The sequence below is a fragment of the Pseudomonas sp. GW821-FHT03C07 genome, from assembly GCF_059420925.1.
The window spans coordinates 202,026-221,056 of record NZ_JBWKUQ010000008.1 but is presented as its reverse complement, the minus strand read 5'-3'; the positions used below and the strand labels follow the sequence as shown (position 1 = coordinate 221,056).

Here is a 19,031-nt window from a genome sequence, read left to right as displayed (position 1 = left end):
CGGACTAAAAGGCAGGTCTATGCAGCGGCTGTATCGGAAACGCATCGTTCTCGGCGTCGGCGGCGGCATTGCTGCCTACAAGAGCGCCGACCTGGTTCGCCGACTCCTCGACCAGGGCGCCGAAGTGCGCGTGGTCATGACCCGTGGCGGCAGCGAGTTCATCACCCCCCTGACCATGCAGGCGCTGTCCGGGCATCCGGTGCACCTGGACCTGCTCGACCCGGCCGCTGAAGCCGCCATGGGCCATATCGAGCTGGCGAAATGGGCCGACCTGGTGTTGATCGCCCCAGCCACCGCCGACCTGATCGCGCGCCTGGCCCAGGGCATCGCCAATGACCTGCTGACCACCCTGGTGCTCGCCACCGACGCCACCGTGGCCATCGCCCCGGCGATGAACCAGGCCATGTGGCGCGACCCGGCCACCCAGGCCAACACCCAATTGCTGCAAAGCCGTGGCCTCAAAGTCTTCGGCCCGGCCTCCGGCAGCCAGGCCTGCGGCGACGTCGGCCTGGGGCGCATGCTCGAAGCCACGGACCTGGCGCAGTGCGCCGCCGATTGCTTCCAGCACCTGGCCATGACCGGTAAACACGTGCTGATCACCGCCGGCCCGACCCAGGAAAACATCGACCCGGTACGCTACATCACCAACCACAGCTCCGGAAAAATGGGTTTCGCCCTGGCCGAAGCCGCGGTCGAAGCCGGTGCCCGGGTGACCCTGATCACCGGCCCGGTGCACCTGCCGACCCCGGACCGGGTGACCCGCATCGACGTGGTCAGCGCCCGCGACATGCTCGCCGCCTGCGAAGCCGCCATGCCCTGCGACCTGTTTATCGCCTCGGCCGCAGTCGCGGACTACCGCCCGGAAGTCGTTGCCCCGCAAAAACTCAAGAAAGACCCTACGAACGGCGACGGCCTGCTGCTGCAGATGGTGCGTAACCCGGACATCCTGGCCACTATCGCCAGCCGCCCCGATCGCCCGTTCAGCGTCGGTTTCGCCGCCGAAACCGAACACCTGCTCGACTATGCCGCACGCAAGCTCAAGGACAAGAACCTCGACCTGATCGTCGCCAATGACGTGGCCAACCCGAGCATTGGCTTCAACAGCGAGGAAAACGCCTGCAGCGTGATCGACCGCGAGCTCCACGCGACACTCTTCGCCCAGACCAGCAAGGGCAAAATTGCCCGCCAGCTGGTGTCCTTTATCGCCGAACGACTGAACCAGGTTTAATTTTCATGCACGCTTTGCAAGCCAAGATCCTCGACCCACGCATCGGCGGCGAATTCCCGCTGCCGCAGTACGCCACCCCCGGCTCCGCCGGCCTCGACCTGCGTGCCATGCTCCAGCAGGACACCGTACTGGAGCCGGGCCAGACCTTGCTGATCCCCACCGGCCTGTCGGTGTACATCGGCGATCCGGGCCTCGCCGCCCTGATCCTGCCGCGCTCCGGCCTGGGCCACAAACACGGCATCGTGCTGGGCAACCTGGTGGGCCTGATCGATTCCGACTACCAGGGCGAACTGATGGTGTCTTGCTGGAACCGTGGCCAGACCGCCTTCAACATTGTTGTCGGTGAGCGTATTGCCCAACTGGTGCTGGTGCCTGTGGTCCAGGCGCACTTCGAACTGGTCGAAACCTTCGACGAAAGCCAGCGCGGTGCCGGTGGCTTCGGGCATTCAGGCAGCCATTGACCTAAGCTGATCCAGGCCCGGTGCGAACGGTGCGCGTTGAATTTCAGGATGATCCTCGCGGAGGCAGTATTTGAAAGGCTTCAAGCGCAGTGCACAGACCGCCGGCGGGCATGAGAGCAACGGCCATCCGCCTCCAAGCAACGTCACCAAGCCGCTGTTACCGGGCTTGCAGCTTGCCCTGGGCGGGCTGGCCCTGGCCGTTGTGCTGCTGTGGTTTGGCGTGGTCGCGCCGTGGAACCAGACGCTGCGCGGCAGCCTGACGCAGTATCCCGGCGCCGTGGTGGCCGCGGGCCTGAGCCAGGCGACCAGCGACCTGATCGCGCAGACCGAGGCGGCGGCCCTTGATCCTTCGCTGCTCAAGGCCTTGCAAAGCCAGAACGCCGACCAGATCAGGGCCGCGGAAGCCGGCCTGCGCTTCGCCAACGGCCTGGTGGACGCCCAACTCTACCTGCCCGGCCAGGCCCAACCGACCCATGACCACGACGCACCGCTGAATTTTTCCGCCCTGGACCTGATCACCCGCGCCGAGCGAGGTGCCCACCCGGCACCGGAAGCCTACAAGATCGGCCAACGCTGGCTGGTCTATAGCGTGGCCTCGCTCAAGGCCCCGGCCAACAGCCAAAGCGGCGGCACCCTGCTGCAGGTCTTCGACCTGCAACGACTGCTCCAGCCCTTCAGCACCTGGCACCCGGAAACCGGCGAGCTGCGCCTGACGCAAAGCGTCCTCGGCAGCCCGGAACAAGTGTTGGACCTGCGCGGAACGGCGGTAGCGGACGACAGCGTGGCCTTTAGCACCGGCAACCCCAACTGGGTACTGAGATTTAGCCCCGGCCCCTTGCTCAAGCAGTCCTACCCCCTGAGCGCCTACGCATTGACGGCCCTCGCCGCCTTGCTCGCCCTCGGCGGCACCCTGCTGGGCATCTACCTGCCGCACAAACGCCTGCAAAGCCGCCTCGATGGCGATGCCCGACAGCTGGAGCAACTGTTTCGCGAACTCTCCGGCGGGAAAGCCGTCAAAGCCTTCAGCTTGAGCCTGCCGCCCCTCAATGGACTGGCTCAGGAACTGGCGCGCTTTTCCTTGCGCAATAGTCACCCCGAACCAGCCGGCAGTGATCCAGACATTGCGATCCGCGGCACCGCAGCGCCGATCCAGGCCGCGACGCCAAGTACTGTCTGGGCCGATCCGCTGTTCCAAGATAGCGACATTCTCGATATCGATATTCTCGACGAACACCAGGATTTCCTGGGAACGGAGCCCCCCCACAGCATGAACAGCATCGCACCTGCCATCCCGAGCTTCCCTGACAGCATCTTCCGCGCCTACGACATCCGCGGCACGATTCCGGAGACCCTGAACGGCGAAACCGCCTACTGGATCGGCCGTGCCATCGGCGCCCAAAGCCTGGCCCAGGGCGAACCCAACGTGTCGGTCGGCCGTGACGGGCGCTTGTCCGGGCCGGAGCTGGTCCAGCAGTTGATCCAGGGTCTGCACGACAGCGGCTGCCACGTCAGCGATGTCGGCCTGGTGCCGACCCCGGCGCTGTACTACGCCGCCAACGTGCTGACCGGCAAGTCCGGGGTAATGCTCACCGGTAGCCACAACCCGTCGAACTACAACGGCTTCAAGATCGTCATCGCCGGCGATACCCTGGCCAACGAGCAAATCCAGGCCCTGCACACCCGCCTCAAGAGCAATGACCTGAGCAGCGGCAAGGGCAGTGTCGAGAAAGTCGACATCCTCACCCCGTACTTCGAGCAGATCTGCAACGACATCGTGCTGGCGAAGAAGCTCAAGGTCGTGGTCGACTGCGGCAACGGTGCCGCCGGGGTCATCGCCCCCAAGCTGATCGAAGCCCTGGGCTGCGAAGTGATCTCGCTGTTCGAAGAGGTCGACGGGCACTTCCCCAATCACCACCCGGACCCGGGCAAACCCGAGAACCTGGTGGACCTGATCGCCAAGGTCAAGGAAAGCCATGCCGACCTGGGCCTGGCCTTCGACGGCGACGGCGACCGCGTCGGCGTGGTGACCAACACCGGCAATATCGTCTTTCCCGACCGCCTGCTGATGCTGTTCGCCAAGGACGTGGTGGCGCGCAACCCGGGTGCGGATATCATTTTCGACGTCAAATGCACTCGCCGCCTGACCCCTTTGATCCGCGAATATGGCGGTCGTCCGGTGATGTGGAAAACCGGCCACTCGCTGATCAAGAAAAAAATGAAGGAAAGCGGCGCGCTGCTCGCCGGCGAAATGAGCGGTCACATCTTCTTCAAGGAGCGCTGGTTCGGTTTCGACGACGGCATCTACAGCGCCGCGCGCCTGCTGGAGATCCTCAGCCAGGAGAAATCCACGGCCGAGGAGCTGTTCGCGACCTTCCCGAACGATATTTCCACGCCGGAAATCAATATCAATGTGACCGACGAGGGCAAATTCAGCATCATTGATGCACTGCAACGCGACGCCGACTGGGGCGACGCCAACCTGACCACCATCGACGGTGTGCGGGTCGACTATCCCCAGGGCTGGGGCCTGGTCCGCGCCTCCAACACCACGCCGGTGCTGGTGCTGCGCTTCGAGGCCGACAGCGAAGCCGAATTGCAGCGCATCAAGGACGTGTTCCACGCCCAATTGAAACGTGTTGCACCTGACCTCCAACTACCGTTCTGACCTTTGGACGGTGTAAAAGCGTAGCCTTTGCACCATCCGACCACTTGTTCCACCGGAGCCCTGAATGACCCTCGAACGCGATGCCGCTGCCAATACCGCCAAGGTTCTTTCCGAAGCGTTGCCTTACATCCGCCGATACGTCGGCAAGACGCTGGTGATCAAGTACGGCGGCAACGCCATGGAAAGCGAAGAGCTGAAAACCGGTTTTGCCCGCGACATCGTGTTGATGAAAGCGGTGGGGATCAACCCGGTGGTGGTCCACGGCGGTGGCCCGCAGATCGGTGACCTGCTCAAGCGCCTGTCCATCGAGAGCCACTTTATCGACGGTATGCGCGTGACCGACGCCCAGACCATGGACGTGGTGGAGATGGTTCTCGGCGGGCAGGTGAACAAGAGCATCGTCAACCTGATCAACCGTCACGGCGGCAGCGCCATCGGCCTGACCGGCAAGGACGCCGAGCTGATCCGCGCGAAAAAGCTCACCGTGACCCGCCAGACCCCGGAAATGACCCAGCCGGAAATCATCGACATCGGCCAGGTCGGCGAAGTGGTCGGGATCAACACCGATCTGCTGAACCTGCTGGTCAAGGGCGACTTCATCCCGGTGATCGCGCCGATCGGCGTCGGCGCCAACGGCGAGTCCTACAACATCAACGCCGACCTGGTGGCGGGCAAGATCGCCGAGGCCCTGAAGGCCGAGAAGTTGATGCTGCTGACCAACATTGCCGGTCTGATGGACAAGGAAGGCAAGGTCCTGACCGGCCTGAGCACCACCCAGGTCGACGATCTGATTGCCGACGGCACCATCTACGGTGGCATGCTGCCGAAGATTCGTTGTGCGCTGGAAGCGGTACAGGGTGGGGTCGGTAGCTCGCTGATCATCGACGGTCGCGTGCCGAATGCGGTGCTGCTGGAGATCTTCACCGATACCGGCATGGGCACTCTGATCAGCAATCGCAAGCGTCACTGATCAAGCCGAACAGACTCGAAAACGCAACACCCCTCTGTAGGAGCTGGCTTGCCAGCGATAAGGCCCGCAAGATCTCTGCAAGACTCAAGGGCCTCATCGCCGGCAAGCCGGCTCCCACAGTGATCGCGTCAGCCGTTGTTACGAGCGAAGGGCAAGACCGTATTTAAAGGCTCACGCTGACCACGCCTCAGCGCGTCAACTGCTCAACCCGCGCCCGATCCACCGCGAAATCCTGCTGCGCCTGGACCCGTGCCGCCTGGTAGCGGGCAATATCCGCCCTCATCCGCGCCTGTTCATCCCGCAGCCCCGCGAGTTGCCCCAGCAACTGCGGCGCCACCTCGTGCCCCGCCCGCTCCTGCTCCGCCGCCTGGCCTTGCAAGCTGGCCTGCTGTGCCAGCAAGGCCTGGAGATTGGTCTGGATGCTCGCGATCATCGCGTCCAGCTCGGCGAGCTTTCGGGCCTGGGCCTTGTCGACCTCACCCACGCTGGAGTAACGCTGCAACAGCTGCGCATTGGCATCGGCCTGGGCTTTCTGCGCCTGCAGGCGCGCCAACTCCTCGGCCGTCGGCGCCGGCGCGATCGTCTGCACCACCCGCCCCCGCGAATTCAGCACCTGATAACCCTTGCCCGCGTACTCCGGAGGCACCTGGCGGTCGAGCACGGTGACGCCCTTGCCGTCCACATAGCGATACAGCAGCACGCCGGACGCATCCTCGGCCTGCGCGGCAAAAGACACACAGAGCATCAGAGGCAACCACCAAGACCCGCGGCGCAAGAGAGGTCAGATCCCGTATTGCGCGCGATAAGCCTCAACCGCAGGCAGATGCTGCTTGAGTTGCTCATCGTCGGCGAGGAACTGCAGGACCTGGGTCAGGGAGACAATGCTGACCACCGGAATCGCGAAGTCACGCTCGACTTCCTGGATCGCCGACAGCTCGCCATTGCCGCGTTCCTGGCGGTTGAGCGCGATCAGCACGCCGGCAGGCTTGGCGCCCTGGGCCTGGATGATCTGCATCACCTCGCGGATCGCGGTGCCGGCGGTGATCACGTCATCGATGATCAGCACATCGCCAGCCAATGGCGCGCCGACCAGGCTGCCGCCTTCGCCGTGGGCCTTGGCTTCCTTGCGGTTGAAGCACCAGGGCAGATCCAGCCCGTGATGCTCGGCCAGAGCCACGGCGGTGGTCGCTGCCAGGGGGATGCCTTTGTAGGCCGGACCGAACAGCACGTCAAACGCAATACCGCTCTCGACGATCGCCGCGGCATAGAAACGCCCCAGCTGGGCCAGGGCCGAACCGCTGTTGAACAGGCCGGCATTGAAGAAGTAAGGGCTGGTCCGCCCGGACTTCAGAGTGAACTCACCGAAGCGCAAAACCCCGCGATCGATGGCAAAACGAATGAAATCGCGTTGATACGCCTGCATGAAAAAAGCCCCAAATACCACGGATTTAGCTAATTAGGTAGACCTTGGGGTATCATACACGCACGTGATTTTTGGGGCCATTTATGCGGATCATCAGTGTGAACGTCAATGGTATTCAGGCCGCAGTCGAGCGTGGTTTGCTCAGTTGGCTGCAAGCTCAGAATGCCGACGTCATCTGCCTGCAGGACACCCGCGCCTCCGCCTTTGAACTGGACGACCCAGCCTTCCAACTGGATGGCTACTTCCTTTATGCCTGCGATGCCGAAGTCCCCGCCCAAGGTGGCGTGGCCTTGTATTCGCGGTTGCAACCGAAGGCTGTCATCAGCGGTCTCGGTTTCGAGACGGCAGACCGCTACGGGCGCTACCTGCAAGCCGATTTCGACAAGGTCAGCATCGCGACCTTGCTGCTTCCCTCGGGGCAGAACGGCGATGAAGACTTGAACCAGAAGTTCAAGCTTATGGACGACTTCGCCCGCTATCTGGATAAACAGCGGCGCAAACGGCGCGAATACATCTACTGTGGCTCGCTGTACGTCGCGCAACAGAAGCTGGATATCAAGAACTGGCGTGACAGCCAGCAATCCCCGGGCTTCCTGGCGCCGGAACGGGCCTGGATGGACGAGATTGTCGGCAACATGGGTTATGTCGATGCCCTGCGCGAAGTCAGCCGCGAAGGCGACCAGTACAGCTGGTGGCCGGATAACGAACAGGCCGAGATGCTCAACCTCGGCTGGCGTTTCGACTATCAGCTGCTGACCCCGGGCCTGCGCCGCTTCGTCCGTAGCGCACGGCTGCCGCGCCAGCCGCGTTTCTCGCAGCACGCGCCGCTGATCGTCGACTACGACTGGACGCTGACTATCTAAAGCGTCTTTTCGCAGTGACAAAAAAGCCGACTTCACGTCGGCTTTTTTGCGTGTCGGCGCCAGGCGCTACTTGACCGGCCGCCAGGTGAAGGGATAGCGGTAAGCTACACCCTCATTGGCCTTGACCCCGGCAATGATGGTCAACACCACCGCCGCGATCACCAGCAAGCCGAACAGCGGAATGCCAATCAGGACAAACATCAGCGGGATACAGACCATCGCCGCCACCGCCACGGTGATCTGGAAATTCAGCGCTTCCTTGCCCTGGGCATCGATAAAGGGGTCCTGTTCGCGCTTCATCTGCCACAGAATCAGCGGCCCGATCAGGCTGCCGAACGGAAACCAGTAGCCGAGAAACGCCGACAAATGACAGAACATCGCCCATTGCCTGACCTCCTGGCTCGGGGTGGTTACGGGTAGCTGGTCGTCATTCATCGCGCGCTCCTTATGCTGAAAACGGTTCGAATCCTCAGTCGGCCAAGGCGGCGTTCTGCAATTCGAAGATTTCGTTCATGCCTTTCTGCGCCAACGCCAGCATCGCGTTCAGGTCTTCAGGCTGGAACGGCGCGCCTTCGGCCGTGCCCTGGACTTCGATGAAACCACCGGTGCTGGTCATGACCACGTTCAGGTCGGTCTCGGCCGCCGAGTCTTCCAGGTAGTCCAGGTCAAGCACCGGCTCGCCCTGATACATGCCCACCGATACTGCTGCGATCATCTGCTTGAGCGGGCTACCGCCTTTCAGGCCGCCACGCTTCTTGATCACCGCCAGGGCATCGACCAGCGCGACCATGGCACCCGTGATGGACGCGGTGCGGGTGCCGCCGTCGGCCTGGATCACATCGCAGTCGACATACAGGGTCACGTCGCCCAGCTTGGACATATCCAGCGCGGCACGCAGCGAACGGCCGATCAGGCGCTGGATCTCCAGGGTGCGGCCGCCTTGCTTGCCACGACTGGCTTCACGCTGGTTACGCTCGCCGGTGGCGCGCGGCAGCATGCCGTACTCGGCAGTCAACCAACCCTGGCCCTGACCCTTGAGGAAACGCGGGACACCGTTCTCGACGCTGACCGTGCAGATCACTTTGGTATCACCGAACTCGACCAGTACGGATCCCTCGGCGTGTTTGGTGTAGTTGCGGGTGATGCGGATCGAGCGGAGCTGATCGGCAGCGCGACCACTTGGACGTTTCATCTGGGAATACCTGTACGAGGACGGAAATCTACCGAGCATTATAGAGGCCCGGGACTGTGCTGGGCACCTCTAAATACCTCACACCACCAACCCCTCTGTAGGAGCGAGCTTGCTCACGAGGGTGGCACAGGCACCGAGGGGCATCAGGCGCACCGCGTTATCGTTAACGCCCATCGCGAGCAAGCTCGCTCCTACAGGTGTTTGGGGGCAACGGCCGCACTGCGCTACAATCCTGCGCCTTTGCTGCCTGTCGGCTTTAATTCATTCATCGGTCTTGCCCGCCCACGCGGCGGCAAACCTGAATCGCGAGGTACTTCCATGGTCCACAGCATGACCGCCTTCGCCCGTGTCGAAAGCGCCGTCAGCCAGGGCACCCTGAGCTGGGAACTGCGCTCGGTCAACAGCCGCTACCTGGAACCCCACCTGCGCTTGCCGGAATCGTTCCGCGACCTCGAAGGCGCGGTTCGCGAAGCCCTGCGCCAGGGCCTGTCCCGCGGCAAGTTGGAATGCACCCTGCGCTTCACCGAGGAAACCACCGGCAAGGCCCTGCAGATTGACCGCGAGCGCGCCACCCAACTGATCGCCGCCGCCGAAACCGTCGCCGCCCTGATCAAGCAGCCCGCCGCGCTGAACCCGCTGGAAGTCCTCGCCTGGCCCGGCGTGCTGGTGGCCGACGCCAGCGACCCGCAGGCCCTGAACAATGAAGCCCTGGCCCTGTTCAACCTGGGCCTCAAGGAACTCAAGAACGGCCGCCAGCGCGAAGGCGCGGAGTTGGCCCGCTTGATCGTCGAGCGCCTGGACGCCATCGAGGGCGACGTCGCGACCCTGCGCGAACAGGTCCCGCAGATGCTCGCCAGCCAGCGCCAGAAAGTCCTCGACCGCTTCGCCGACATGAAGGCCGAGCTGGATCCGACCCGCCTGGAGCAGGAAATGCTCCTGCTGGCGCAGAAAAGCGACGTGGCCGAAGAACTCGACCGCCTCGCCACCCATATCATCGAAGTCCGCCGGGTCCTCAAGTCCGGCGGCGCGGCCGGCCGACGCCTGGACTTCCTGATGCAGGAACTCAACCGCGAAGCCAACACCCTAGGCTCCAAGGCCTTCGACCCGCGCAGCACCCAGGCGGCGGTCAACCTCAAGGTGTTGATCGAGCAAATGCGCGAACAAGTACAGAACATCGAGTAAGGCTAACCCGACATGACCCACAGCACTGGCACCCTCTACATCATTTCCGCACCGTCGGGCGCGGGCAAGACCAGCCTGGTCAAGGCCCTGATCGATGCCGAACCGCAGATCCGCGTCTCGGTCTCGCACACCACCCGCGCCATGCGCCCGGGTGAAGCCAACGGCGTGAACTACCACTTCGTCGACCGCGCCGAGTTCGTGCGTATGGTCGAGCACGGCGATTTCCTCGAACAGGCCGAAGTCTTCGGCAACCTCTACGGCACCTCCCAGAGCCACCTGCAGCAGACCCTGGACGAAGGCCACGACCTGATCCTGGAAATCGACTGGCAGGGCGCCGAGCAAGTGCGCCGGCAAATGCCCGCGGCTCGCTCCATCTTTATCCTGCCGCCGAGCCAGCAAGCCCTGCGCCAGCGCCTGACCAACCGTGGCCAGGACAGCGACGCGATCATCGAAGGGCGGATGCGCGAAGCGGTCAGCGAAATGAGCCACTACGTCGAGTACGATTTCCTGATCATCAACGACGATTTTGCCCACGCACTGGACGATCTGAAGGCGATTTTCCGCGCCAATCGCTTGCAACAGCTGCCCCAGCAACAACATTTCACTCAGCTATTGAGTGAATTGCTGGCATAAGCAACACTTCCCAAAAGCGCCGCGAGGGCTTTACATTGGTACTCGTAGCGCGTTGGCAAGCCGGCTGGGAAAATCAGCGCTTCCCTAAACGCTGGTGATTTTTTAAACTGTTCAGTCCGCTCGCCCATCCGGGTAGCGTGATTACCGCATTTGCTACGAGGAACACCATGGCCCGCGTAACCGTTGAAGACTGCCTAGAACATGTGGCTAACCGTTTTGAGCTGGTCATGCTCTCCACCAAGCGTGCTCGTCAACTGGCGACCGGCGGCAAAGAGCCGAAGCTGGCGTGGGAAAATGACAAACCAACCGTAATGGCGCTGCGGGAAATCGCCGAAGGCTACGTGACGTACGAGTTCATCGCTGAACAGGATATCGTCCATGAAGACCCGGTCTTCGCCGCCTTCGAGGACGAGTCCAACGAGGCCGTCTAAGCCTATGCCTGGTCGACGGAGCACGGCGCAGGGTACAAGGCTTCGGTCGGGGGAAACCTCATGCCGAGCATAGACGCCCTCGCCGATCGCTTATCGACCTACCTCGGCGCCGACCAGGTCAACCTGGTCCGCCGGGCGTACTTTTACGCCGAACAAGCCCATGACGGTCAACGCCGTCGCAGCGGCGAAGCCTACGTCACGCATCCGCTGGCGGTGGCCAATATTCTTGCCGACATGCACATGGACCATCAGAGCCTGATGGCCGCCATGCTCCATGACGTGATCGAAGACACCGGTATCGCCAAGGAAGCGCTGCAAGCGCAGTTCGGTGAAACCGTGGCCGAACTGGTCGACGGGGTCAGCAAACTGACCCAGATGAATTTCGAGACCAAGGCCGAAGCCCAGGCGGAAAACTTCCAGAAAATGGCCATGGCCATGGCCCGCGACATTCGCGTGATCCTGGTCAAGCTGGCCGACCGCCTGCACAACATGCGCACCCTCGAAGTGCTGTCCGGCGAAAAGCGCCGGCGCATCGCCAAGGAAACCCTCGAGATCTATGCGCCCATCGCCAACCGGCTGGGCATGCATGCAATCCGCATCGAATTCGAAGACCTCGGCTTCAAGGCCATGCACCCGATGCGTTCCGCGCGGATCTACCAGGCGGTCAAACGCGCCCGGGGCAACCGCAAGGAAATCGTCAACAAGATCGAAGAGTCCCTGAGCCACTGCCTGGCCGTCGATGAAATCCAGGGCGAGGTCAGCGGACGGCAGAAGCACCTGTACGGTATCTACACCAAGATGCGCGGCAAGCGCCGGGCTTTCAACGAGATCATGGACGTCTACGCGTTCCGGATCATCGTCGACAAGGTCGACACCTGCTATCGGGTCCTCGGTGCGGTACATAACTTGTACAAACCCCTGCCCGGGCGCTTCAAGGACTACATCGCGATTCCCAAGGCCAACGGCTACCAGTCGCTGCACACCACGCTGTTCGGCATGCACGGCGTGCCGATCGAGATCCAGATTCGCACCCGCGAAATGGAAGAGATGGCCAACAACGGCATCGCCGCCCACTGGCTGTACAAGTCCAGCGGCGACGAGCAGCCCAAGGGCACCCATGCCCGGGCCCGCCAGTGGGTCAAGGGCGTGCTGGAAATGCAGCAACGGGCCGGCAACTCCCTGGAATTCATCGAAAGCGTGAAGATCGACCTGTTCCCGGACGAGGTCTATGTGTTCACGCCCAAGGGCCGGATCATGGAGCTGCCAAAAGGCTCCACGGCGGTGGACTTTGCCTACGCGGTGCACACCGACGTCGGCAACAGCTGCATTGCCTGCCGGATCAATCGCCGTCTCGCACCGCTGTCCGAACCGCTGCAAAGCGGCTCCACGGTCGAGATCGTCAGCGCCCCCGGCGCGCGCCCGAACCCGGCCTGGCTGAACTTCGTGGTCACCGGCAAGGCGCGTACGCATATCCGCCACGCCCTGAAACTGCAACGCCGCTCCGAATCCATCAGCCTGGGCGAGCGCCTGCTGAACAAGGTGCTCAACGGTTTCGACAGCGCCCTGGAGAAGATCCCGGGCGAGCGCGTGCAAGCCATGCTTCACGAATACCGCCTGGAACTGATCGAAGACCTGCTGGAAGACATCGGCCTGGGCAATCGCATGGCCTATGTGGTCGCCCGCCGCCTGCTCGGCGAAGGCGAACAACTGCCCAGCCCCGAAGGCCCGCTGGCGATCCGCGGCACCGAAGGCCTGGTGCTCAGCTACGCCAAGTGCTGCACGCCGATCCCGGGCGACCCGATTGTCGGCCACCTGTCCGCCGGCAAAGGCATGGTGGTGCACCTGGACAACTGCCGCAATATCAGCGAAATCCGCCACAATCCGGAAAAATGCATCCAGCTCTCCTGGGCCAAGGATGTCACCGGCGAATTCAACGTCGAGCTGCGCGTCGAGCTGGAACACCAGCGCGGTCTGATCGCCCTGCTGGCCAGCAGCGTCAATGCCGCCGATGGCAATATCGAGAAAATCAGCATGGACGAACGCGATGGTCGTATCAGCGTGGTCCAACTGGTGGTCAGCGTGCACGACCGCGTGCACCTGGCCCGCGTGATCAAGAAACTGCGCGCCCTGACCGGGGTGATCCGTATCACCCGCATGCGCGCATAGCTCACTTATATAGCCTGTCCACGTAGCCGCCCATTACAAGGAACCTGTTCATGAGCAAGACCGTTATCAGCAGCGACAAAGCCCCAGCCGCCATCGGCACCTACTCCCAGGCGATCAAGGCCGGCAATACCGTCTACATGTCCGGCCAGATTCCCCTGGACCCGAAGACCATGGAACTGGTGGAGGGCTTCGAAGCCCAGACCGTGCAGGTCTTCGAAAACCTCAAGGCCGTGGCCGAAGCAGCGGGCGGTTCGTTCAAGGACATCGTCAAGCTGAACATCTTCCTCACCGACCTGAGCCACTTCGCCAAGGTCAACGAGATCATGGGCAAGTACTTCCAACAGCCCTACCCGGCCCGCGCCGCCATCGGCGTTGCCGCCCTGCCACGCGGCTCGCAAGTCGAGATGGACGCGATCCTGGTCCTCGAGTAACTGCCAGCCACGCCGCCCTCGAACAACCCCGCACTGCCTGGTGCCGCTTCTTGCGCTGCACCAGCTTCGTCTGCAAAGGATTCCACCATGCGCAAAGCGCTTGCCTTCTCGGTGTTTGCCCTCCTGCTTGGCGGCTGCGCCAGCGACCCCGCCAAATACGACATCAGCGGCACCTGGATCAACCAGGTCGCCATCGATGCCGCCGTTAAAAAGGGCAGCTTGCGCGAAGCCCTGGAAACCTATGGGCCGAACCTGGAATGGAGCATCGACACCCGTAACGGCCAGGCCCGCTACAGCAACGGTTTCGAGCGCCCCGAGGGTCATGTACGCGCGGACGGCAAGCAATGGCATGTCGATTTCTATGGCAGCGCCGGTACTGCACTGACCCGCGACGGCAAGGAACTGATCCAGGGCGCCAGCGATTCGGAGCCTGAACAGCCGTTCGTGCGCGCCGAAACCGAACTACCGGCCAACGCCCCGGTGGGCGCCAGCTTCGAACAGGCCTTGTACGCAGCCTACATGGGTGGCAACTGGAAGATCAGCAACGGCCCGGGCGAAGGCGGCCAGGTGAAATTCCTCGCGGACGGACGCCTCGAAGGCCTGCCCGGCGCCGACCGCTATGCACTGTGCCTGGCTGGCGATTGCGCCTCCATGAGCGGTGAGAACGACAGCATCTGGTTGCAGCAAGGCAGCAAGGGCGCCGCCTGGATCTTCGTGCGCAAGGGCAAGCAACTGGAAATCTTCCAGGCGCTGAACTCGGCCCAGCCCGATGAACAGCCGCAGCTCAACCCGGGCCCTCGCCAGTGGTTGCTGGAGAAATAATCCTACGCGCCGTGCCGCACACCCTGTGGGAGCCGGCTTGCCGGCGATGAGGCCCTTGAGCCTTGCATCGGCCTTACGGCCGCCATCGCCGGCAAGCCGGCTCCTACACGGGCGGGTTTCGCTTCAACTAGCAACGGCCTTCAAGAATCGCCGCATAGCCCTCGCGGAAACTCGGATAACGCGGTGCCCAACCCAGGGCCCGCGCCCGTGCATTGCTGCAGCGCTTGCTGCCGGTGCGGCGCACGCTGGCATCCTCCGCCCACTCGGTCACCCCCAAGTACTCGCGCAGCCAGCCCACCACCTCGGCCAACGGCGCCGGCGCATCATCAACACCGATGTAGCAGTCCTCCAGTGCCTTCCCGGCATGATCAGCCTCCAACAGGAACGCCAACAACCCGGCCGCATCGTCGACGTGAATCCGATTGCCATATAAAGGCGGCTCGACCGCCACCCGATAACCGCGCCGGACCTGGGTCAACAACCACTCGCGACCCGGACCGTAGATGCCGGTCAGGCGCACCCGGGTCGCCGGAATGCCGCTGTCCAACGCTACCTGCTCGGCCTCCAGCATCAAACGCCCGGAATAGCCGTCGGCTTCGGTCGGTGCCGTCTCGTCGACCCACTCGCCCGCCTGCTGTACATACACACTGCTGCTGGATACGAACAGCAGGCGTCGCGGCTGCTGGCCCGACTGCCTGAGCCAACTCAATACATGCCGCAAACCATCGACGTAGGCTGCTCGATAACCGGCCTCATCGTGCTCGGTCGCGGCGGCGCAATACACCAGGTAATCCAGCGGGCCGTCCGGCCAGGTAGCGGGTCGTTGCTCGACGAACAGATCAGCCGCCACCCCCAGGACACCCTCCGGCAAACGCGCGACCGAACGGCGCAGGCCATGTACCCGCCAACCTTGAGCGAGCAACTGCGTCGCCAGGCGGCTACCGACATCGCCGCAACCGGCAATCAGAACAGAAGGAGCAGACATCACGGATCTCCAGGAAAAAAGCCACGAACCAGCGCTGGAAATTGACCAGCAATTAGCAATGGAAGAAAAAAAGAGAAGCTATTGCTTTTGTTAACAAGAAGTATTTGCAATAATGCACGACCCAATGTTCTCGGCCCCACGAGGCCTGGAAGGACAAGACCCTCTTCATATCTTCTCTCAGGTCCGGCCAGCATGACACGCAATAAACGCCTCGCTTCGTCACCCCTGCCCCACAGCTCATCGCGCGCCTGGCGCTCGACAGCGGTCTTGCTGCTCAGCCTGGTGCTGGCGCCGACCGTGACATTCGCCGATGAAGCAGCAGCGCACGCCCCAGCGGCGGCTGTCGCCCCGACCCCGGTCGATCATGCCGCACCTGTCGCCACCCCAACCGCCATGACTCCGCTCCAGGCCGAGAATGCCACAGCGAGCGACGCTACGGATGCCGACGCCCTGCCGGCCGAAGACAACAGCCTGGGCATGGCCCACGACCTGTCCCCTTGGGGCATGTACAAGAACGCCGACATCATCGTCAAGATCGTGATGATCGGCCTGGCCATCGCCTCGATCATCACCTGGACCCTCTGGATTGCCAAAGGCTTCGAACTGCTGGGCGCCAAGCGTCGCCTGCGCCGTGAGACGCTCGCCCTGAAAAAGGCCCGCACCCTCAAGGAAGCCAGCGACACCGCCAACCAGCAGGGCACCCTTGCCCACCTGCTGGTGCATGACGCCCTGGAAGAAATTCGCCTGTCGGTCAACTGCCGCGAGAAAGAAGGCATCAAGGAGCGTGTCAGCTTCCGCCTCGAGCGCCTGGTCGCCGCCTGCGGTCGCAATATGAGCAGCGGCACCGGCGTGCTCGCCACCATCGGTTCCACCGCGCCCTTCGTCGGCCTGTTCGGTACCGTGTGGGGCATCATGAACAGCTTCATCGGTATCGCCAAGACCCAGACCACCAACCTTGCCGTGGTCGCCCCGGGGATCGCCGAAGCCCTGCTGGCCACCGCCCTGGGCCTGGTCGCGGCCATCCCGGCCGTGGTGATCTACAACGTCTTCGCCCGCTCCATCGCCGGTTACAAGGCCCAGGTCTCCGACGCTTCGGCCCAGGTCCTGCTGCTGGTCAGCCGCGACCTCGACCACCTGCCGCCCGAGCGCTCCACGCAAACGCCGCATATGGTGAAAGTGGGGTAATCAGCCATGGGCCTGCATTTGAACGAAGGCGGCGACGATCTCGCCGAAAACCACGAAATCAACGTCACGCCGTTTATCGACGTGATGCTGGTACTGCTGATCATCTTCATGGTCGCCGCCCCCCTGGCCACCGTCGACATCAAGGTCGACCTGCCCGCCTCCAGCGCCAAGCCGGCACCGCGACCGGAAAAGCCGGTGTTCCTCAGCGTCAAGGCCGACCAGCGTCTGTTTCTCGGTGAAGACGAAGTCAAGGCCGAGGCCCTGGGCCCGACCCTCGACGCCCGGACCCACGGCAAGAAGGACACGACCATTTTCTTCCAGGCCGATAAAGGCGTGGATTACGGCGACCTGATGCGCGTGATGGATGCCCTGCGCGCCGCCGGTTACCTGAAGGTCGGCCTGGTCGGGCTCGAGACGGCAGCCAAGCAATGACCAATACCCGCCAAAAGCTGACGCGTTACGGCGCCAGCCTGGGCTTGGTGCTGGGCATTCATGCGCTGGCGATCATCGCCACGCTGAACTGGTCGGTGTCCAAGCCCATCGAGCTGCCACCCCAGGCGATGATGGTCGAACTGGCCCCACTGCCCCCAGCCCCGCCGCCGCCAGCACCGCCCAAGGTGCTCACCCCGCCACCGCCGCCCGCGCCCGTGGAAGAGTTGCCGTTGCCCAAGCTGGCCGAAGCACCGAAACCGACGATTTCGGTGCCCAAGCCGGTCAAGCCGAAACCCAAGCCACAGCCGCCCAAGCCGCAGGTGAAACCGGAGCCGGTGAAGGAAAAACCGACCGAAGAGAAACCCGCCGACACGCCGCCAACCCAGGCGCCAGCGGAAAAATCCGCGGCGCCGGCGCCAGGCCCTGCGCCCCAGCAGGTCGCCGCGAAAGCCAGTTGGGAAGGCACCTTGCTAGCCCACCTGGGCAAGTACAAGAAGTACCCGCCGGCGGCGCAATCACGCGGCAAGGAAGGTCTGAACCGTCTGCGCTTCGTGGTCGATGCCGAAGGCAAGGTGCTTTCGTATGAGTTGGTGGGCCGTTCGGGCAACGCTGATCTGGACCGGGCCACCCTGGAAATGATCCGTCGCGCCCAACCGCTGCCCAAGCCGCCGGCCGATATGCTGACCAACGGCAGCATCGAGATCGTCGCGCCGTTCGTCTACTCCATCGACAAGCGCTCCCGCTAGGCGCCTGTAAACAGGCGGGAACCGCACAACAGCAGGCCTGGCGCCTGGTGGGAGCAGGGTTGCTGTGGGAGCGGAGCTTGCCCACGAAGCTTTTAGCGGTCTTGACGGCCTCTTCGCGGGCAAGCTCCACGCCCACAAAAGCTCCGCCCTCCACAGTTTCGCGTCCTATCACCCGCACAAAAACCCACTAAAACCGACATGAACGACAATCGTCGTTCTTCCTGCGTCTGATAACGTGCGTCTATCGATTGCAGCCGTTATGCTTGGCCCGGCAACCTCATGGACGCTCGCTATGACTCTTACAGAACTACGCTATATCGTCACTCTTGCCCAGGAACAACACTTTGGCCACGCGGCCGAGCGTTGTCACGTCAGTCAGCCGACCCTGTCGGTAGGCGTGAAAAAGCTCGAGGACGAACTCGGTGTGCTGATTTTCGAGCGCAGCAAGAGTGCCGTGCGCCTGACCCCCGTCGGCGAAACCATCGTTGCCCAGGCGCAGAAGGTCCTTGAACAGGCCCAAGGCATCCGTGAACTGGCCCAGGCCGGGAAAAACCAGCTGACCGCCCCGCTGAAAGTCGGCGCGATCTACACCGTCGGCCCCTACCTGTTCCCGCACCTGATCCCGCAACTGCACCGGGTCGCCCCGCAGATGCCGTTGTACATCGAGGAAAATTTCACCCACGTGCTGCGCGACAAGCTGCGCAACGGCGAACTGGACGCGGTGATCATCGCCCTGCCGTTCAATGAAGCCGACGTGCTGACCCTGCCGCTCTACGACGAGCCGTTCTACGTATTGATGCCGGCCTCGCACCCCTGGACCAAGAAGGAAACCATCGACAGCGCCCTGCTCAACGACAAGAGCCTGCTGCTGCTGGGCGAAGGCCACTGCTTCCGCGACCAGGTCCTCGAAGCCTGTCCGACCCTGGGCAAGGGCGGCGACGCCGCCAAGCACACCACGGTTGAGTCCAGTTCCCTGGAAACCATCCGCCACATGGTCGCCTCTGGCCTGGGCATTTCGGTCCTGCCGCTGTCGGCGGTGGACAGCCATCACTACGCCGCTGGCGTGATCGAAGTGCGTCCGCTGACGCCACCGGTGCCGTTCCGCACCGTGGCCATCGCCTGGCGCGCCAGCTTCCCGCGGCCCAAGGCGATTGAAATCCTCGCTGACTCGATCCGCCTGTGCTCGGTGGTCAAACCTCCCGTAGCGAGCTGATCG

The 19,031-nt window shown here is 63.1% G+C and carries 20 protein-coding genes; 15 read left to right on the top strand and 5 right to left on the bottom strand.

Going from position 1 to position 19,031, the window contains the following annotated elements:
* The first annotated feature begins 19 nt into the window (after window positions 1–19).
* From coaBC to argB, 4 genes are all read left to right on the top strand, one after another.
* Complete coding sequence (coaBC, locus tag AC07VG_RS17860) at window positions 20–1,228, top strand: bifunctional phosphopantothenoylcysteine decarboxylase/phosphopantothenate--cysteine ligase CoaBC (protein ID WP_495000124.1); 1,209 nt, start codon at window positions 20–22, stop codon at window positions 1,226–1,228.
* A gap of 5 nt (window positions 1,229–1,233) precedes the next feature.
* On the top strand, window positions 1,234–1,689 hold the full coding sequence (gene dut, locus AC07VG_RS17855) for a dUTP diphosphatase (protein ID WP_100942178.1): 456 nt from the start codon (window positions 1,234–1,236) through the stop codon (window positions 1,687–1,689).
* A gap of 1,267 nt (window positions 1,690–2,956) precedes the next feature.
* Window positions 2,957–4,354, top strand: a complete 1,398-nt coding sequence (locus tag AC07VG_RS17850; protein ID WP_495000298.1) for a phosphomannomutase/phosphoglucomutase — start codon at window positions 2,957–2,959, stop codon at window positions 4,352–4,354.
* 64 nt (window positions 4,355–4,418) lie between these two features.
* Window positions 4,419–5,324 (top strand): acetylglutamate kinase, encoded by a 906-nt coding sequence (gene argB / locus AC07VG_RS17845; protein ID WP_177094030.1) that lies wholly within the window; start codon window positions 4,419–4,421, stop codon window positions 5,322–5,324.
* Window positions 5,325–5,511: 187 nt separating this feature from the next.
* On the opposite strand, the gene AC07VG_RS17840 is transcribed toward argB, so the two are convergent.
* Both AC07VG_RS17840 and pyrE read right to left on the bottom strand, forming a co-directional pair.
* The gene (locus AC07VG_RS17840) at window positions 5,512–6,069 is read right to left on the bottom strand and encodes a DUF4124 domain-containing protein (protein WP_495000125.1); all 558 of its coding nucleotides are present in this window, start codon (window positions 6,067–6,069) and stop codon (window positions 5,512–5,514) included.
* Window positions 6,070–6,105: 36 nt separating this feature from the next.
* Window positions 6,106–6,747 carry an orotate phosphoribosyltransferase gene (gene pyrE / locus AC07VG_RS17835; protein ID WP_495000126.1) on the bottom strand — a complete coding sequence of 214 codons (642 nt, stop codon included), beginning with the start codon at window positions 6,745–6,747 and terminating at the stop codon, window positions 6,106–6,108.
* An 83-nt stretch (window positions 6,748–6,830) separates the two neighbouring features.
* On the opposite strand from pyrE, the gene crc reads away from it, so the two are divergent.
* Window positions 6,831–7,610, top strand: coding sequence for a catabolite repression control protein Crc (gene crc / locus AC07VG_RS17830; protein ID WP_003176915.1), 780 nt, complete (start codon window positions 6,831–6,833; stop codon window positions 7,608–7,610).
* A gap of 66 nt (window positions 7,611–7,676) precedes the next feature.
* On the opposite strand, the gene AC07VG_RS17825 is transcribed toward crc, so the two are convergent.
* Together AC07VG_RS17825 and rph are read right to left on the bottom strand one after the other, a co-directional pair.
* A complete protein-coding gene (locus AC07VG_RS17825; RefSeq protein ID WP_495000127.1) occupies window positions 7,677–8,045 on the bottom strand; it encodes a DUF4870 domain-containing protein in 369 nt (122 codons plus the stop codon).
* A gap of 34 nt (window positions 8,046–8,079) precedes the next feature.
* Complete coding sequence (gene rph / locus AC07VG_RS17820) at window positions 8,080–8,802, bottom strand: ribonuclease PH (protein ID WP_442438297.1); 723 nt, start codon at window positions 8,800–8,802, stop codon at window positions 8,080–8,082.
* Between the two features lie 318 nt (window positions 8,803–9,120).
* Between rph and AC07VG_RS17815 the strand changes: the two genes are divergently transcribed.
* The 6 genes from AC07VG_RS17815 to AC07VG_RS17790 all read left to right on the top strand — a co-directional run bounded on the left by AC07VG_RS17815 (window position 9,121) and on the right by AC07VG_RS17790 (window position 14,467).
* The gene (locus AC07VG_RS17815; protein WP_495000128.1) at window positions 9,121–9,984 is read left to right on the top strand and encodes a YicC/YloC family endoribonuclease; all 864 of its coding nucleotides are present in this window, start codon (window positions 9,121–9,123) and stop codon (window positions 9,982–9,984) included.
* A 12-nt stretch (window positions 9,985–9,996) separates the two neighbouring features.
* On the top strand, window positions 9,997–10,617 hold the full coding sequence (gene gmk, locus AC07VG_RS17810) for a guanylate kinase (RefSeq protein WP_103499222.1): 621 nt from the start codon (window positions 9,997–9,999) through the stop codon (window positions 10,615–10,617).
* Between the two features lie 167 nt (window positions 10,618–10,784).
* Window positions 10,785–11,048 (top strand): DNA-directed RNA polymerase subunit omega, encoded by a 264-nt coding sequence (gene rpoZ / locus AC07VG_RS17805; RefSeq protein ID WP_100942187.1) that lies wholly within the window; start codon window positions 10,785–10,787, stop codon window positions 11,046–11,048.
* A gap of 60 nt (window positions 11,049–11,108) precedes the next feature.
* Window positions 11,109–13,214 carry a bifunctional GTP diphosphokinase/guanosine-3',5'-bis pyrophosphate 3'-pyrophosphohydrolase gene (gene spoT, locus AC07VG_RS17800; RefSeq protein ID WP_495000129.1) on the top strand — a complete coding sequence of 702 codons (2,106 nt, stop codon included), beginning with the start codon at window positions 11,109–11,111 and terminating at the stop codon, window positions 13,212–13,214.
* A 50-nt stretch (window positions 13,215–13,264) separates the two neighbouring features.
* Window positions 13,265–13,645 carry a RidA family protein gene (locus AC07VG_RS17795; RefSeq protein ID WP_040071713.1) on the top strand — a complete coding sequence of 127 codons (381 nt, stop codon included), beginning with the start codon at window positions 13,265–13,267 and terminating at the stop codon, window positions 13,643–13,645.
* An 87-nt stretch (window positions 13,646–13,732) separates the two neighbouring features.
* Window positions 13,733–14,467 carry a putative periplasmic lipoprotein gene (locus AC07VG_RS17790; RefSeq protein WP_495021616.1) on the top strand — a complete coding sequence of 245 codons (735 nt, stop codon included), beginning with the start codon at window positions 13,733–13,735 and terminating at the stop codon, window positions 14,465–14,467.
* 127 nt (window positions 14,468–14,594) lie between these two features.
* On the opposite strand, the gene AC07VG_RS17785 is transcribed toward AC07VG_RS17790, so the two are convergent.
* Window positions 14,595–15,452 (bottom strand): SDR family oxidoreductase, encoded by an 858-nt coding sequence (locus AC07VG_RS17785; protein WP_495000131.1) that lies wholly within the window; start codon window positions 15,450–15,452, stop codon window positions 14,595–14,597.
* A gap of 192 nt (window positions 15,453–15,644) precedes the next feature.
* Between AC07VG_RS17785 and exbB the strand changes: the two genes are divergently transcribed.
* From exbB to AC07VG_RS17765, 4 genes are all read left to right on the top strand, one after another.
* Entirely contained in the window at window positions 15,645–16,637 is a 993-nt protein-coding gene (gene exbB / locus AC07VG_RS17780; protein WP_495000132.1) for a tonB-system energizer ExbB, read from the top strand.
* Window positions 16,638–16,643: 6 nt separating this feature from the next.
* A complete protein-coding gene (gene exbD, locus AC07VG_RS17775; RefSeq protein WP_495000133.1) occupies window positions 16,644–17,069 on the top strand; it encodes a TonB system transport protein ExbD in 426 nt (141 codons plus the stop codon).
* The gene (locus AC07VG_RS17770; protein ID WP_495000134.1) at window positions 17,066–17,815 is read left to right on the top strand and encodes an energy transducer TonB family protein; all 750 of its coding nucleotides are present in this window, start codon (window positions 17,066–17,068) and stop codon (window positions 17,813–17,815) included. The genes exbD and AC07VG_RS17770 overlap by 4 nt, the downstream gene beginning before the upstream one ends.
* A 292-nt stretch (window positions 17,816–18,107) precedes the next feature.
* The gene (locus AC07VG_RS17765; protein WP_495000135.1) at window positions 18,108–19,028 is read left to right on the top strand and encodes a hydrogen peroxide-inducible genes activator; all 921 of its coding nucleotides are present in this window, start codon (window positions 18,108–18,110) and stop codon (window positions 19,026–19,028) included.
* The last annotated feature ends 3 nt before the right edge of the window (window positions 19,029–19,031 follow it).